The following is a 17,289-nucleotide window of genomic DNA, read 5'->3' as shown; positions in this document are numbered from 1 at the left end:
ATTATAATTTTTGAAACTAATTGATATTATCAATCATGGGACAACCAAAAGGCAAAACAGGTAATCCATTAGGGAAACCGAAAGGAACAAAGAATAAAACCACCATACAGATGAAAGAGATTATCACAGGATTTGTCGAAAACAAATTAAGTGATGTTATGGATGCTTTCGACAGCTTAGAGCCAAAAGATAAGGTTTCGGCTTTTACATCTTTGTTGAAATATGTTATTCCTCCTGCCAGAGACACAGAAAGCGACAGAGAAAATAAAGAGGCAATATCTACTTTGGTAGAAAGACTGTTTAACAGGAAAAGCTAAAAATTGCCCTAACTAGAACCACCCGGACACAAAAAAAGGCGATAAATTCAAAACTTACCGCCTTAAAACAGACTGTTATACCAACAATTGTTTCTATCCACGCGCCTCATTCGAGGCACGACATTATTTTGTATTTACCAATTCTTGCATATCGCAATCTAAAGCACTTGATATACGGAAAAGGATGTCTATACCTACAGAGTATCTCCCATTCTCAATATTATTAATATTAGCTTGGGTTATATTCGCCTTTTCTGCCAATTCGCGCTGAGACATCCCTTTTAAACCTCTAAGAGCAGCAATCTTGTTACCGAGTTGTAATCGATAAGTTTTCAACTCGCCTTTTTGCATTGTATAGGCAATCATAAAATCACCTTGCTCTTTTATGTTAAGATGCTTAGGGAGGACATCTCCATCAGTTGATAGTTTACCCACTAATTCTAGCAACAACGGTTCAAACTCTGGATTCTTTTTGTAGCAATGTACAACTGCTACAAATTGTTGCATCATCGCAAAAGGATGTTGGCAGACTAATGCGACGTTGCTCACACGGCCATACTCGTTTTTACACGCTTCATGCAGGTATTCTACCAGAGCGCATAAGCGCCCTGATACATAACCGATATCTGTTCTTTGTTGATCTACCATACTCTTTCTGACAAATCATCAGGATCAATTAAGTTTATATATTTTTTTGTCCATTCAAAGCACCTTTTTGCTATTTCTACAGGGTTATAATGTTTACTTTTAACATCATTGATAATATCTTTGTCTTCAATTTCAACAACACACCGCATAGGCATTGCGTTTATGGTATATTTTACATTATTATGTTTAGGATAATAAAACCAGTCACATTGCATTTTATATGTTGAAAAGCAACCTGATCCATCGTTCATTAAACGTGCAATAAAGTAACCTTCATTATTAAGATAATCAACACTTGTCTCTGTTTCTCTAACTGTATATTCCATAATTATAGTGCTGAATTACTGTTGCCACCAGTTTTATTGTTTGTGTTACAAATATAAACATAATTCTTTAATGATATCGTATTTGATGTCAAATATTTTTATGTTATAAAACACAGGCAGTAAATCCAATATATAAAAGATCGTTTGATTATCTATACGAGAGGTTAACTTCTGGGCAATACTAGACTAAAATCCTTTTCCTTTCTGTCTTTCATAAATTCTAAAATCCCCTTTATCCAAATTATCTACTCGAAATATAGCCTTACAACCTACTGGCATATCTTCTGGGAGATGTTTGGCTAATTCTGTAATAACATCATCAATATTGTTATATCCAAGATCCTTGAATGAATAAATCTTTTTCTCATTAAAGAAAACAGTGCCCATAATCATATTCTTGAATGAGATTTTAAAATGAGATTCATTTTCTTGGTCATCATCCACATTATTGTTTTCGGTACGTTTCCCAAAGAATATATAATCTATCACTTTCTGATTAAGATCTGAAACAATTGAATAATCAGGTTTAACGTAGGTCTCTGTTACTTTATGGGCGCTGGAATGGTTCATAGAAAATGCAACATCATACATAGATGCCTTTATGTCATTTCTTGCAATCGTCCCCCAACTATGACGAAAGGTATAAATACAGTAAGATATCGGCAATTCATTGAAAGAGCATATTTTTCTCAAACCTCCATTCACGTTTGAACTTATTGCATCTTCCGAAGAGTATCGTTCATGAAAGCTAAACAAATATTCATCTTCGCTGCCTGCCTTATATTTTTCAAACAGCCCCTTTAGTATCTCTGGTACTCGAATTTCCAAATGTGCTTTATCCGCACGAAATTTAGCTGTCTTTCTTCGATTATAACTTAATATGCCGTTGTTATAATTCGACTTTTTTAAATAATAGAGATCAACTGTGTTAATACCGGCCAAGCACATTACCATCATTGCCACATCGCGAGCGATCTCAGGCACAGAACTTATCATCTTTGTTGGAGGCAAAGGCAACTCAAAAAATCTCTTTATTTCCTCTGCCGATATAGCTTTATGATCTGGTTTATCCGAAGTTGGAATCTTAACTTTAGGCCAAGGATTTGTTTTTATTCGGATAACTCCACGGTCATAGTCATTAAATTCATTGATAGCAGCCTTAAATATCTGACGAATACATACCGGATACATCTCCTTTGCCCTGGCAGTATTTGATAAAGATGCAAACCAATCATTCATAAATTTAGTCGTAAACCGGGAAAACATTAATTTGTTCGTACCGGCAAACCTCTCTAAATGCTGATATGACAACTCATAATTTCTCGCATTCCTTTCTTGCCCTCTCTTGGCCATTTCTAACTTATACTTTCTAGCGTAATCCGAAAAACAAACATCTGTATCCCCCTTTTCAAGAAAGCTCACAACATCTTTAATTGTCCATTCGGATATATCTTCTTTGTTCAATCGTTCTATATAATTATTAATTCGATCAGAACAATATGATAGTATAATAGTATCCTTAATATCACCAGAACGGTTCAATCCTTTTTTATCAACCATCTTATCCGTTTTCATAAATGCTGTTTGCCTTCTATGTATTATCCGAATATAGACAGGGTAAAATCCATCATTTCTCTGTTTCCTTACACAAATTTTGAAAGTAGCCATAGATCAATATTTTACAAGGTGTAAACATGGTATAAACACTATGACACAAATATACACAACATAGTGTAAACATTTACTATTATTCGGCTCATTTTTTGCTCAAAGCACATACAAAATAAAAGGCTGACAACCAGTACAAAATCCAGTTATCAGCCTAATATATTGACTATTAGAAATCTACAATTTCATTTTTTCAATCCTCCAACGCTGCCTGCGCCGCAGCAACACGCGCAATTGGCACCCGGAAAGGAGAACACGACACATAATTTAATCCTACCCTATGGCAGAACTTAACGGAAGAAGGTTCGCCTCCATGTTCACCACAAATTCCGCATTTTAAATCAGGACGGATAGTACGACCTTTCTCTGTAGCCATACGGACTAATTGTCCTACACCATTCTGGTCTAACACCTGGAACGGATCGACTTTCAAAATCTTCTTTTCCAAATATACCGGCAAGAAAGAAGCTATATCATCACGAGAATAACCAAATGTCATCTGTGTCAAGTCATTTGTACCGAACGAGAAGAACTCGGCAGATGAAGCAATACGATCAGCCGTTAGCGCCGCACGCGGAATCTCAATCATTGTACCAACTTTGTAATCAATACTGTCATCCATTTCCTTAAACAGGTCGGCTGCAGCTTTACGAATTACATTTTCCTGTTCTTTAAATTCATATAGAATACCCGTCAGAGGAACCATAATTTCCGGCTTAGTATCAATGCCTTCTTTCTTTAACTCCAGTGCAGCGCCTAAAATAGCACGAGTCTGCATTTCCGTAATTTCGGGATATGTATTACCTAAACGGCAACCACGATGGCCTAACATCGGGTTATGTTCACAAAGAGATTCCACACGCTTCTGGATTTCCTTAACAGAAACACCCATTGTTTTTGCCATCTCTTCTTGTCCCTTCAAATCATGAGGCACAAATTCATGTAATGGAGGATCTAACAGACGAACTGTCACCGGACATCCGGCCATAGCTTTGAAAATACCTTTAAAGTCTTCTTTCTGGTATGGCAGTATCTTCTCCAGCGCTTTCTTTCGCCCTTCCGCATCATCGGCCAAAATCATTTCACGCATAGCTTTAATCTTTTCGCCTTCAAAGAACATGTGCTCCGTACGACAAAGACCAATACCTACAGCACCAAAGTTACGGGCTATAGAAGCATCATGCGGAGTATCTGCGTTCGTACGCACCTGCAATCTGGTGTATTTATTTGCCAGATCCATTAATGCTGCAAAGTCACCCGACAATTCGGCTGCTATTGTTTCTACCTCGCCCAGATATACTTCGCCGGTGGTTCCGTTGATTGAGATGTAATCTCCCTCCTTCAGCGTTACACCACCCACTTCCATTGTTTTATTTTTATAGTCTATGTTTAATCCACCTGCACCCGAAACACAGCATTTACCCATACCGCGTGCAACAACCGCAGCATGTGAAGTCATACCACCACGGGCTGTAAGAATTCCTTCAGCCACAGCCATGCCTGCAAGGTCTTCAGGAGAAGTCTCAATACGAACCATGACTATTTTTTTACCATCAGCATACCATTTTGCAGCATCATCAGCAAAAAATACGATTTGCCCGGTAGCAGCTCCCGGAGATGCGGGTAAACCTTTTACTAAAACTTTAGCTTTCTTCTCTGCTTTCTTATCAAACACAGGATGAAGCAATTCATCAAGTTTATTAGGCTCTATACGTAAAAGGGCTGTTTTTTCATCAATCATTCCCTGACGTAACAAATCCATGGCTATCTTAACCATAGCAGATCCGGTACGTTTACCGTTACGGGTTTGTAAGAACCATAGTTTTCCCTCTTGTACGGTAAATTCCATATCCTGCATATCACGATAGTGATCTTCCAATTTTGTCTGAAGTATATCCAGTTCCTTATAAATAGAAGGCATTGCCTCTTCCATAGAAGGATATTTAGCTACCCGTTCTGCTTCAGAAATACCAGCACGTTCAGCCCAACGCTGCGAACCGATTTTTGTAATCTGCTGTGGAGTGCGTATACCGGCTACCACATCTTCACCCTGCGCATTAATCAGATATTCACCATTGAATAAATCTTCTCCATTACCTGCATCACGAGAAAAACATACGCCTGTTGCCGATGTTTCACCCATATTACCAAATACCATAGCCTGGACATTAACAGCCGTACCCCACTCTGCCGGAATACCTTCCATTTTACGATACAGAATAGCACGTTCATTCATCCAACTGTCAAATACAGCACAAATAGCTCCCCAAAGCTGCTCATAAGATGAAGTCGGAAAATCTTGTCCGGTCTGTGCTTTAACTGCAGCCTTGAACTTGGCCACCAATGTCTTTAAGTCTTCAACATCCAGTTCATTATCTAATTTAACGCCCTTTGCTTTCTTCACTTCCTCGATTATCGCTTCAAACGGATCGATGTCTTCCTTGCTGGTCGGTTTCATGCCCAATACCACATCACCATACATTTGGACAAAACGACGATACGAATCCCATGCAAAACGGGCATTACCAGTCTTGCGGGTTAACCCTTCTACAACATCATCGTTTAAGCCCAAGTTCAGGATTGTGTCCATCATACCCGGCATAGAAGCACGTGCACCGGAACGAACAGAAACCAATAACGGATTCTCTACATCCCCAAACTTAGAATTCATCAAAGTTTCAATATTAGCAATAGATTTCTCTACGTCTTTCTTCAGTAGTTCTACAACTTTATCTTTTCCTAATTCATAGTATTCAGAACAAACATCAGTAGTAATCGTAAATCCGGGAGGAACCGGAACGCCAATCAGATTCATTTCGGCAAGGTTTGCCCCTTTACCACCAAGCAGATTTTTCATATCTGCTTTACCTTCGGCTTTTCCATTCCCGAACGTATAAACTCTTTTTCTTTCCATATTCGACAGTATTATTTTAGATTTCAGTTTTGCTATCTCAACATTGCAATACCACAAATATATGTTATTTAATAGTAGCTTATACTTATAAAGTTAAATAAATTTATATGTTTTATAACCACTCATTAGCATTCGTATCAGGTAAATATGTACATTTGTGTGGCGAAAATTTTAAACTTAACAACATTGGCAAGAAATAAGAAACAGTTACCCTTGCTGGAAAAGGTAACAATAACGGATGTAGCCGCAGAAGGAAAGGCTATTGCAAAGGTAAACGACATGGTAGTATTCATTCCTTTTGTTGCTCCTGGAGACGTTGTAGATATTCAACTTACCCGTAAAAAACACAGTTATGCAGAAGGGAAAGCTGTATATTTCCATGAATATTCTCCTAACCGGACAGAACCTTTCTGTGAACATTTCGGTGTATGTGGCGGCTGTAAATGGCAACATCTTCCTTATAAAGAACAACTTAAATATAAGCATAAACAAGTTATAGACAATTTAACACGTATCGGAAAAATAGAAATGGAAGAAATCCTTCCTATCCTGGGTTCCGAAAACACCACTTTCTACCGCAACAAATTGGAGTTTACTTTTTCCAATAAGAAATGGTTAACTGAAGAAGAAGTAAAGTCTGGTGCTACATTTGAATGTATGAACGGTGTCGGATTCCATATTCCGGGAATGTTCGATAAGGTGCTGGATATTCATAAATGCTGGTTGCAGGACGATATATCCAACCGTATACGCCTCTGTATTAAAGAATATTGTCTCTTACATGAAGGTTACCCGTTTTTTGACTTACGCAACCAGGATGGTTTTGTACGAACTCTCATGATCCGTACTGCCTCTACCGGAGATTTGATGGTCGTTCTTTGCTTTTATCACGAAGATGTAGAACATCGCGAAGCATTAATGTCGCATATTGCAGAACAATTTCCGGAAATAACTTCGTTATTATATGTAATCAATGAAAAATGTAATGACACCATAACCGACCAGGAAGTACTTGTATTCCGCGGTAAGGATCATATTATTGAAGAAATGGAAGGCCTGAAATTTAAAGTTGGCCCGAAGTCGTTCTATCAAACGAACAGCGCTCAGGCTTATAATCTATATAAGATAACCCGCGAGTTTGCCGGCCTTACCGGTAATGAAATGGTATACGATCTTTATACCGGCACTGGAACCATCGCAAACTTCATCTCTCGTCAGGCAAAAAAGGTGATCGGTATAGAATACGTACCTGAAGCTATAGAAGATGCAAAAGTAAATTCGGCTCTGAATAAGATTGAAAACACATTATTCTACGCCGGCGACATGAAAAATATCCTTACGCAAGACTTTATAAACCAACACGGACGTCCTGATGTTATTATAACAGACCCGCCCCGCGCCGGAATGCATGATGATGTGATCAACACCATTTTGTTTGCCGAACCGGAGCGAATCGTTTATGTTAGTTGTAATCCGGCAACACAGGCGCGCGACCTAAGTCTGCTTAGCGTAAAATACGCAGTCAAAAAGGTGCAGCCCGTAGATATGTTCCCTCACACGCACCATGTGGAAAACGTAGTGTTGCTTCAAAAGAAATAAACATATATATAATGTATAAGAAATGTATCCCCTTCTTGCTCTTTTTGTTTCTCTTGGGCAGTTGCTACAGTAACAAACAAGGGAAAGAAGAGGATATTGATACACATCCTGTAGATCTGACACAATTAAAAGAAAAAGGCGAAATCACTGCTGTTACTCTGTATAGTTCTACTTCCTATTTCCAATACAAGATGCAACCTATGGGTTACGAATATGATCTTATCAATGATTTCGCCAAATCCGAAGGTTTAAAACTCAATATCAAAGTTGCTGAAAATGCTACCCGGTTAATAGAAATGCTTGAGGCCGGCGAAGCTGATATTGTAGCCTATCCCATCCAAATAACCAACAAACTAAAACAAGAAGTACTTTTCTGCGGACGCGAAGAACAATCCAGCCAGGTCCTGGTGCAACGAGCCAATAAAGGCGATACCATACTTACTGATGTCACTCAATTGATCGGTAAAGACATTTACGTCAAACCCAATACAAAATATTCCGAACGTCTACATAATCTGGACGTAGAACTTGGTGGCGGAGTAAACATTAAGGATATTGAAAAAGATACAGTCACGACAGAAGACCTTATAGAGATGGTTTCAAAGGGGCAAATCCCCTACACTATCAGTGATGACAACACTGCCCGGCTAAACAAAACTTATTATTGGAATATCAATATAAACCTGAAAGTCAGTTTTATGCAGCGCTCCGCATGGGCTGTGCGCAAGAGTAGTCCGGAGTTAGCCAAAGCCATCGATGAATGGGCGTCCGACAAATCCGGTTCTTTTACCTTTAAAGCCGTGACCAAACGCTATTTTGAATTAAGCAAAGAACCATTCAGGGCAGAACTGCCGGAAGTAAAAAACGGACATATCTCTCCATACGACCAATTATTCCGAAAGCATGCCGCCAATATCGGATGGGATTGGCAATTGCTTGCTTCCATTGCTTATCAGGAATCACGTTTCAATCCATCTGTAGTTTCATGGGCAGGAGCAGAAGGACTTATGGGCATCATGCCAAACACTGCAAAGGCTTTAGGCGTAACTCCGCACGAATTAAAGAATCCGGAAATAGGCATACGAACCGGGGTAGATTGTTTACGACGGTTCAGACAAGGCTTTTCTAGCATAAAAGATCCACAAGAAAAGCTGAAATTCACATTGGCTTCATATAATGCCGGCATCGGTCATGTTTATGATGCCCAACGTTTGGCTGAAAAATATGGCAAAGACCCTAATAAATGGGACGGTAATGTTGCCGAATATGTCCGGCTGAAAAGCGATCCGCAATATTACAATGATCCGGTTTGCAAACACGGCTATCTTCGTGGTTCGGAAACCTATAATTACGTACAGGAAGTAATGCAACGATATAAATACTACAAAGAGAAAACAAATAGCTAGTTACCGCCTATATTTTCACGTATCATATCCTTTATGAACAGCATCACTTTTGGATGGCTGACAGGCATACCATCCAAAGCTTCTTTTATATCATTCGTACTTAAATCGAAAAACTCTTTTCCTGACTGGTAACTAAAACAAATATTCACATCCGGATTTCCGGTAATCAACATAGCCATAGTTGCCGGCAAATCTCCCCACGGAGGACAATCTATATTAGTAGAAATAAAACGGGCCGTAACAGTTGTCCCTTTCCCCAATTCGGATATTATTGAAACACTTCCGCCCGTTTGTTCTGCATTTTGTATCAGAAAAGGAAGCCCCAGACCTACCTTTCGGGTAGTTCGTGTGGTATAAAACGGATTAGTCACTCGCGCCAATGTTTCTGCATCCATTCCGCAACCATTATCTTTTATACATATTTCTATGGCGTCTTTGCTATCAGAAATCAAAAGACCTATTTCGGTTGCACCGGCACGGATGCTATTGACCGTTATATCGGTTATATGAAAAGAAAGATTATTCATTCTGTTTTAATTATTTTAATCCTCTGCAGAGCAAATGTGTTACCGAAAGAAACAGGCTATGCAATCCCATCGGTTTGTCCTGATGCAGACAAACTATAGTCTTTATCTCCGGCGTAAGTTTTCCGTAAATCATTGAAAGTTAAATACTCTGTTTGCCACAAAGAGGGCTTGGTTCCTATTTGTCCGGGATAATGTGCATCCGAAGCAGAATAGCAAACATATTTATGTAAGTATGAATGCTGATTTAACAAAACCTTAAAACGCAATTTATCATTATATTCGACTGCATTTAAAGAAATGGCCGGATCAATGAATCCAAGTTGGCTAATCAAGCTAAATGAAGGACGTTCTATATGGGCTGCAACAACAAGGCACCCTAAAGCCCTTGCCTTTGCTGTTATCTGGTTTATGCTCTGATCAAGTGCGGAAAGAAGAAGATAAGGCATTTCTCCGACGATTTCATCCCGGCGATTTACCCACACCTGATCGCCGAAGCGTTCCGTATCATTCGGAATTGGCGGCAAATGTAAATCCAGATAATGTTGAAATGCGGCTCTAGCATCCTCCGATGGAAAGAGTATAAGGCAATGTGCTTCTTCGCGGGTGGTAACTTCCACTCCGGAAAAAACCTTTAAACCCAATTCTTTCCCCAGAGCTTGTACTTCGGGACATTGCAACGTGCTATTATGATCCGTCACGGCTATAGCATCCAAACCTCGCGAAAGCGCGGTTTCCACAATAACCTGAGGGCTCATATCCAGGCTTCCGCAAGGCGAAAGACAAGTATGAATATGCAAATCTACTTTATACCGGTTCATTCGTTAAGCAATAATTGATATATTTTTCCGGTTACTTCGAAAGCGGAAAGCGACGTCCCAAGTACGGGGACATCTTCTTCCCTACCCTTTTGCAACGTTTCTTCATCAGGAGAAGCTCCGTTTACTATTAAAACAGCCGATATATCTTTCAAGGTAGCAACAGCAAGAATATTCTGGTGTGTCTGCATGGTTATCCAGATCATGCCTTCGTCTACATGCCCCATCACATCACTAAGCAAGTCGCTGGTATAACCTCCTGTTATTTCTTCTTCGAGGCCTTTTTCGCCACAAAACACAGTCAGGCTTAATTCTTTTACTAACTCATTGACCTTCATATTTAGCTCCTTTCTTATAACAATCTTTGTTTAAACGATCTTTACCCCATGTTTTCTCTACCAGGCGAAAAGCATGCTCCTGATCCAGTTTACCATGCTTCTCCATATTACGTTGCATAAAGATACAGTCGCTAAACTGTGCTTCGTGACGAACAATATCTTCGGCCAAACTCTGGCAATTGGGACTTCCGCAAGCTCCGCAATCTATCCCCGGCAAAAAACACATTAGCTTACGTACTTGCTCCATCTTACTCAATATTTCCTCTATCGAACCATTATAAAGCAATTTAGGATTGGGTTTAAGAGGTGGAATGGTAATATGTTGCTTCAGATAAGCCAGCGCTTCTTTCTGCTCGGCTGCATATATAAGTGGTGCTTTGTCACGCTTCATAGAGCGTTTCATAATACGTTCGGCCGTAAGGAAACGATTAGCAAATGTAAGAACCCCACCGGCACAGCTACGATCGCAAGCCCTCAGTTCCAGAAAGTCCACGTTGCGCACTTCTGTGGTTGTCTCCATCCGTTCCAGAAAATCAATTACATTATGTATTTCATCTATAGCAAGGCAGCGGCCGGAGAAGTGTTTTGCTTCACCCCCGGTCTGGCTCCAACGCATTTCTTTTTTAGTAAGCGTCGGAGGAAGCTGGCATTCGGGTTTATAATCACGCGGACGGTTTTTTAGTATATGATATACCTTATTATATAAGGTGTCCATATTAATTACTCCCTTGATAGTAGATGAATAACCGTCAGCTCCTTTTAGTGCTGCGATCTTGGCGGCACAAGGGGTAATATAAAACATGCCAATCTCATTGGATGGTATGCCCTGTTCCTCTAAAACTTTATGATAATAAGTGGCTGTAGCATTTACCGGAGACTTTACAAGAAGCACGTTATCCACCAAAGCCGGAAACCTAACTTGTATCAAACGTATTATGGCCGGACAAAAAGAACTGATAACCGGCTTTTCATCAGCATTTTCCATCTGTTGAAGCATCTCACGATAAATCATATCGGCTGTAAACTCTACCTGAAAAACATGGGTAAAGCCTAATTCATACAAAGCACTGAATATCTCCTTTTCTGTTTTGTATTTAGAGAATTGCCCTATAAAGACAGACGGAACCAATACAACACGGTTCTTATAATCAAAGATACGTTGAAAATCATCCTGCTCTACATAAATTGCGTCGGTTGGGCAAGCCTTGAGGCATTCGCCACAATCCACACACCAGTTTTTACGTATAATTGCTTTTCCGTCACGAATACGGACAGCACCTGTCGGACACTTCGTCATGCAATGCGTACAACCAATGCATCGGTCATTATCTATTTTAAGTGCATGATAAAACTTTTCTTCTTCCATTTGGGTAAACCTCCTCTCTTCAGCCAAAATGTGTAACCATACGTACGGTCGTTCCCCGACCGACTTTACTATCTATTATCAACTCATCTACATTCTTCTTCATATTAGGTAATCCCATACCTGCACCAAAGCCCATTTCCCGAACAGCAGGAGATGCAGTAGAATATCCTTCCTTCATAGCCAACTCTATATCCGGTATTCCGGGACCTTCATCCTCCAGGGTCAATGTAATCTTATCTGCATCCAGATCAGCCACAACCGTACCCCGCCATGCGTGGGCAACAATATTCACTTCGGCTTCATACAAAGCTACCACCACACGCTTGATAATTTTTGGATCGATAGACAATTGTTTAAGTACTTTCTTTATATTACTCGAAGCATATCCCGCTTTGGAAAAATTACCTCCTTCCAGTTCAAACCTGATTTGCATACGGCTTTCCTCCTTATCAATAAATAGGCGGAAGCCCACCTGCATATAACTCTCCTACCGTATGATACATAGAGTGTCCGGTTTCAAGCAAAACCATATTGTTTTCTTCAGCAAGTTCTTTCATTTCCGGAGTAACTTTCTTGCCGCGCACAAATAAAATATAGGTTATCTCGGCAACTTCCGCCGTGCGAATCGTTTGCAAATTACAAAGGCCCGTCACCAAAAGAACATCACAACAGTCGAGTGTGAGCACATCGCTCATTAAGTCGCTTGCAAAGGCACAATCTATCTCGCAAGCCGGTTTATCTGAGCCACACACAATAATCGCTTCGGTAAGTTCCTGTATCCGTTGAATTTTCATAATGCTTATCAAAGGTTATATTCATAGTGGCAATGTAAGAAATATTTCGATTAGTTGGGATTGGTACGGTGAAAATCTTATTAATCTTTTACCTGATGGCGCTCAATAACTACCGTAAACCTGTCCAACCAACCTAAATTATCAATCAACATATAATAAGAAAAGTCTGACATATACTGGTTTTCTTTTAGAGTACAAAAATATAAATTCTTACCCATTAGGAATCAAATGCTACAACAGACATCATATACAAACCATAAATAATGCTTATCTTTGCATTAATTCTGTAGACTTATAGAGATAAGCCGCTACAGAAGGACATAAATCTGAACGAAGAGCGTTTCTAAAGATATTATTCTTGTCATAGAAAATCCCCAATTTTCGAAGCCGTACGGGAATAATAACAACAGAAATAGCTCACGCCTGTGGTATATGAACATCTCAGAGATGAGAGGGTTATATCATATCGGCGTGGGACTGTTGTTTATTATTTGTACGGTGGGTATGGGGATACCTCTATGACAAATAAGACATAAAGACAGTTCCCACGCTCTTTATTTATAATACTCTATTAGCTTATCGTCAGGGAATTGAGATAAGACACAACTCTGCTTATGTTATTCAATTCATTTGAATTCTTTATTTTCCTGCCGCTGGTATTCCTGGGGTATTGGTTTGTGTTCAAACCGTTAAAATGGCAAAACCTGTTTGTTATCTTTATTAGTTACTTATTCTATGGTTGGTGGGACTGGAGGTTCCTGGTGCTTATTGCCTTCACGTCGTTATGCAGCTACTTAAGTGGTATTTACCTTGAACGAAACAAAGGTAATCGCAATAAACAGAAATGGATTAGTGCGAGCAATATTACTCTGAACCTCATTATCCTGTGCTTGTTTAAGTACTTCAACTTCTTCTCTGAGAATCTGGGGACTCTATTCAAAGCATTCGGAATACAACTGGACTTTGTTACGCTAGATATTCTTCTACCTGTTGGCATCAGTTTCTATACCTTCCAAGCCTTAAGCTATACAATCGACGTTTATCAACACAAAATAAAAGCGACACATGATCCGATTGCCTTCTTTGCCTACATCTGCTTTTTCCCCCAATTGGTGGCCGGGCCTATCGAGAGAGCAACGAATCTGCTGCCGCAATTCAATCGTCCCCGTACCTTCGACTACGACAATGCAGTAGATGGTATGCGCCAGATGCTTTGGGGATTCTTTAAGAAAATGGTAGTTGCGGATAATTGTGCCTTATTTGCCAATGGTATTTTCGAGAATTACCAGACGATGAGTGGAAGTGCCTTATTCATGGGAGCATTCTTCTTTACAATACAAATTTACGGTGACTTCTCTGGTTATTCGGATATAGCAATCGGTTGTGCCCGTTTGTTCGGAATCAATTTGATGCAAAATTTCAATTATCCCTACTTTTCAAGAGATATCGCCGAATTCTGGCGCAGGTGGCATATCTCACTTACAACCTGGTTCCGCGATTATATCTATATTCCTTTAGGAGGAAGCCGTGCAGGTAAATGGAAAGGATTTCGCAACACAATGATTATCTTTCTAGTTAGCGGCTTCTGGCATGGCGCAAACTGGACGTTCATTGTCTGGGGAGCTTATCATGCGTTGCTATTCTTACCCCTGCTCCTTTTGGGTAAAAACAGAAAATATAAAGATGTAGTTGCAGAAGGCAAACTATTTCCTTCATTCAAAGAGATAATTCAAATGGCAACAACCTTCCTGTTGGTAGTTATTGGTTGGGTTATATTCAGAGCAGAAACAATTACGCAAGCCTTTGAGTATTTGAAGGGGATGTGTGATTGGTCATTATTTACAGTACCCCAAATGCAAGGAATCGGGATAACCCAAACACAAGCTGCAATTACATTATTATCAATCTTTATCTTATTTATTTTAGAATGGACTTATAGGAATAGACCTTATGGTATAGCGATACTCTTTCCTAACAAAACATACCAAAAATGTATTTATATACTAATAGGTATTATACTTCTTTTATTTAGACAACTTGATCAATCTGCTTTTATTTATTTTCAATTCTAATTTAGCTTATGAAAAAGTTCTTTTTATTCTTGGTTAGATGTAGCTGTATCTTTATGCTATGTTACGTTTTATTTATCATTTTATTAGTAATATTCTATACTAATAAAAATATTACGGACTCCTATATAGCGTCAGACTTTGATAAACATAATCGTTTAATTCAAATTTCTTCTCCTAAAATAGTATTTATAGGAGGTTCTAACATTGCGTTCGGATTACATTCTGAACTAATAAAAGATTCTCTACATATAGAACCTGTTAATATGGGTATAAGTGCCGGCATAGGACTGAAATATATGCTTAAAGAAGTTATTCCTCATTTAAAAACAAAAGACATATTAGTCATAATACCCGAATATGAACAGTTTTCACCTAAATGTTATTGCGGAGAGGAAACTTTGTCTGAATTACTAATGATTAAAAAAGAGTGGAAAGAGTTAGTGTTTCAAACTGACTGGGTTGTATTTCCAAGTTCTTTAATTTCGAGAGTCATAACAGATATAATTTACCACTTTACAAATAAAGCAACTCCTGAACGTTATAGTCGAATAAAATTTAATGAATATGGAGATTACATAGGACACTGGCAGTTTAAGCATCATTTAATATCAGCACCGCCAATCACAAGCTCTTTCAGTCCTAAAGTAATTGAAGATATTAAAGGTATTACTTTGCAACTAGAGCATAAAGGAGTAAAAATATATTTAATGCCGCCATGTTATCATGCAAATAACTACAGCTTAGATTCTCAACGGATTCTGTCCATTCAAAAAGAACTGCAAAAACAAGGAATTCCTTTTCTATCAAGCCCGGAACGTTATGTATTTAATGATTCTTTATTTTATGACACTCAATACCATCTTACAAAAGAAGGTGGTCTAATCAGAACCCAACGTTTGATTGAAGACTTAAAGCGCAAATGATTACTAAAGCATAATTATTCAAAAGATTATTTCTATCTTTGAAAGCAACATATAAAACGTAATACTATGTTTAACAAAGAAATCTATATGGCCCGCAGGGCAAAATTAAAACAGACGCTGGGTTCCGGTCTGTTATTATTTCTGGGTAATGACGAGTGTGGAATGAATTATGCAGATAACACATATCACTTTCGTCAGGATTCTACTTTCCTTTATTTCTTCGGACTTCCGTATGCCGGACTAGCTGCAATTATTGATATCGACAATGATCGTGAAATTATCTTCGGAGACGAATTGACAATTGATGCTATTGTCTGGATGGGTACGCAGCCAACCTTAAAAGAAAAAAGCGAAAGTGCCGGAATTAAAGATGTCAGACCATTTAATGATATAGAAACTTACCTGAATAATGCACAACAAAAAGGCCAGGCAATTCATTACTTGCCTCCTTATCGTGCAGAGCATCAGATCAAATTACTGGCCTGGTTAGGCATTCGTCCGGGAGCAGAAAAACCATCCGTACCATTTATATATGGAGTTGTCAATCAGCGTAACTATAAGAGTAAAGAAGAAATTGCAGAAATAGAAAAAGCTTGTATCGTTACGGCAGATATGCATTTAACGGCAATGCGCACCGTACGTCCCGGAATACGCGAAAGTGACGTAGCTGCAGCTGTAGGCGAAGTTGCCTATGCTAACAATTACGAACTCTCCTTCCCTATTATCGCGACAATAAACGGACAGACGTTACATAATCATGACCACAGCCACATGATTAAGAGCGGCGATATGCTATTGCTCGATGCCGGTGCCGAAACAGAAATGGGCTATGCAGGTGATATGTCATCAACTATTCCTGCCGATTCTCAATTTACGCCACGTCAGAAAGAAATATACGACATTCAGGTAGCTGCCCACGAAGCAGCCGTTGCAGCCCTTCGCCCCGGTATTCCTTTTGTAGATGTATACGAACTATCCTGTAAAGTAATTATGGAGCGGCTGAAAGATCTCGGTTTCGTGAAAGGCGACCCGATGGAAGCCGTAAAAGCAGGTGCCCACGCACTATTTATGCCTTGCGGCCTTGGCCACATGATGGGATTGGATGTACACGATATGGAGAATCTTGGAGAAGTATATGTAGGCTACAACGGACAGCCTAAAAGTACAGAATTCGGACGCAAGTCCTTACGCCTGGGGCGTAAGCTTGAACCGGGTTTTGTCCTTACGATCGAACCGGGCGTTTACTTCATACCTGAATTGATTGACTTATGGAGAGGCCAGAATAAGTTTACCGAATTTATCAACTACGAAAAAGTAGCAACTTATAAAGACTTCAGCGGTATCCGCAACGAAGAAGACTATCTGATTACCGAAAACGGCGCACGCCTGCTAGGTAAAAAAATACCTTTGCACACCGAAGAAGTAGAAGCTATTCGATAATAGCTAGCATGACTAGTCCTAAATAACCGTTACAGTTATTGGACAAAACTAAAACATTTATCACAGTTCAGCAAGGCTAGCCTTGCTGAACTGTTTGTTTTTATAACTTTTAATTTTAATCTGCCTCTGATGGTGC

At 39.3% G+C, this 17,289-nt stretch carries 16 protein-coding genes; 6 read left to right on the top strand and 10 right to left on the bottom strand.

What is annotated here, in order from left to right:
• The first annotated feature begins 35 nt into the window (after nt 1-35).
• Nucleotides 36-317, top strand: a complete 282-nt coding sequence (locus CTY47_RS14690; RefSeq protein ID WP_099465544.1) for a hypothetical protein — start codon at nt 36-38, stop codon at nt 315-317.
• Nucleotides 318-440: 123 nt separating this feature from the next.
• Here CTY47_RS14690 and CTY47_RS14685 read toward each other — a convergent pair whose 3' ends face one another.
• From CTY47_RS14685 to ppdK, 4 genes are all read right to left on the bottom strand, one after another.
• Nucleotides 441-965 (bottom strand): helix-turn-helix domain-containing protein, encoded by a 525-nt coding sequence (locus CTY47_RS14685; protein WP_099465543.1) that lies wholly within the window; start codon nt 963-965, stop codon nt 441-443.
• Nucleotides 959-1,291, bottom strand: a complete 333-nt coding sequence (locus tag CTY47_RS14680) for a hypothetical protein (protein WP_099465542.1) — start codon at nt 1,289-1,291, stop codon at nt 959-961. Before CTY47_RS14680 ends, CTY47_RS14685 begins: the two co-directional genes overlap by 7 nt.
• A gap of 186 nt (nt 1,292-1,477) precedes the next feature.
• Nucleotides 1,478-2,959 (bottom strand): tyrosine-type recombinase/integrase, encoded by a 1,482-nt coding sequence (locus CTY47_RS14675; RefSeq protein ID WP_099465541.1) that lies wholly within the window; start codon nt 2,957-2,959, stop codon nt 1,478-1,480.
• A gap of 193 nt (nt 2,960-3,152) precedes the next feature.
• A complete protein-coding gene (gene ppdK / locus CTY47_RS14670) occupies nt 3,153-5,873 on the bottom strand; it encodes a pyruvate, phosphate dikinase (protein ID WP_099465540.1) in 2,721 nt (906 codons plus the stop codon).
• A gap of 186 nt (nt 5,874-6,059) precedes the next feature.
• Between ppdK and rlmD the strand changes: the two genes are divergently transcribed.
• On the top strand, nt 6,060-7,472 hold the full coding sequence (gene rlmD / locus CTY47_RS14665; protein WP_099465790.1) for a 23S rRNA (uracil(1939)-C(5))-methyltransferase RlmD: 1,413 nt from the start codon (nt 6,060-6,062) through the stop codon (nt 7,470-7,472).
• 11 nt (nt 7,473-7,483) lie between these two features.
• Nucleotides 7,484-8,878 (top strand): MltF family protein, encoded by a 1,395-nt coding sequence (locus CTY47_RS14660; protein WP_099465539.1) that lies wholly within the window; start codon nt 7,484-7,486, stop codon nt 8,876-8,878.
• Here CTY47_RS14660 and CTY47_RS14655 read toward each other — a convergent pair.
• From CTY47_RS14655 to CTY47_RS14630, 6 genes are read right to left on the bottom strand one after another with little or no spacing between them, the layout of a single operon-like run.
• A complete protein-coding gene (locus tag CTY47_RS14655) occupies nt 8,875-9,405 on the bottom strand; it encodes a hybrid sensor histidine kinase/response regulator (RefSeq protein ID WP_099465538.1) in 531 nt (176 codons plus the stop codon). The genes CTY47_RS14660 and CTY47_RS14655 overlap by 4 nt on opposite strands.
• A 56-nt stretch (nt 9,406-9,461) precedes the next feature.
• Complete coding sequence (locus tag CTY47_RS14650) at nt 9,462-10,223, bottom strand: PHP domain-containing protein (protein ID WP_099465537.1); 762 nt, start codon at nt 10,221-10,223, stop codon at nt 9,462-9,464.
• Nucleotides 10,220-10,558, bottom strand: coding sequence for a DRTGG domain-containing protein (locus tag CTY47_RS14645; RefSeq protein WP_099465536.1), 339 nt, complete (start codon nt 10,556-10,558; stop codon nt 10,220-10,222). The genes CTY47_RS14650 and CTY47_RS14645 overlap by 4 nt, the downstream gene beginning before the upstream one ends.
• Nucleotides 10,545-11,924, bottom strand: coding sequence for a [Fe-Fe] hydrogenase large subunit C-terminal domain-containing protein (locus CTY47_RS14640; protein WP_099465535.1), 1,380 nt, complete (start codon nt 11,922-11,924; stop codon nt 10,545-10,547). Before CTY47_RS14640 ends, CTY47_RS14645 begins: the two co-directional genes overlap by 14 nt.
• A gap of 19 nt (nt 11,925-11,943) precedes the next feature.
• Complete coding sequence (locus CTY47_RS14635; protein ID WP_099465789.1) at nt 11,944-12,357, bottom strand: ATP-binding protein; 414 nt, start codon at nt 12,355-12,357, stop codon at nt 11,944-11,946.
• A gap of 16 nt (nt 12,358-12,373) precedes the next feature.
• Nucleotides 12,374-12,718 (bottom strand): hypothetical protein, encoded by a 345-nt coding sequence (locus CTY47_RS14630; RefSeq protein WP_099465534.1) that lies wholly within the window; start codon nt 12,716-12,718, stop codon nt 12,374-12,376.
• 614 nt (nt 12,719-13,332) lie between these two features.
• Between CTY47_RS14630 and CTY47_RS14625 the strand changes: the two genes are divergently transcribed.
• The 3 genes from CTY47_RS14625 (at nt 13,333) to CTY47_RS14615 (ending at nt 17,153) form a co-directional block, all read left to right on the top strand.
• Entirely contained in the window at nt 13,333-14,790 is a 1,458-nt protein-coding gene (locus tag CTY47_RS14625; RefSeq protein ID WP_099465533.1) for an MBOAT family O-acyltransferase, read from the top strand.
• A gap of 8 nt (nt 14,791-14,798) precedes the next feature.
• Nucleotides 14,799-15,713 (top strand): hypothetical protein, encoded by a 915-nt coding sequence (locus tag CTY47_RS14620; RefSeq protein WP_158228545.1) that lies wholly within the window; start codon nt 14,799-14,801, stop codon nt 15,711-15,713.
• Between the two features lie 66 nt (nt 15,714-15,779).
• A complete protein-coding gene (locus tag CTY47_RS14615) occupies nt 15,780-17,153 on the top strand; it encodes an aminopeptidase P family protein (RefSeq protein ID WP_099465531.1) in 1,374 nt (457 codons plus the stop codon).
• Nucleotides 17,154-17,289 lie beyond the last annotated feature (136 nt).

The organism is Parabacteroides provencensis, from assembly GCF_900232875.1.
GTDB classification, from domain to species: Bacteria; Bacteroidota; Bacteroidia; order Bacteroidales; family Tannerellaceae; genus Parabacteroides; species Parabacteroides chinchillae.
This window is presented reverse-complemented; position numbering and strand designations above follow the sequence as displayed.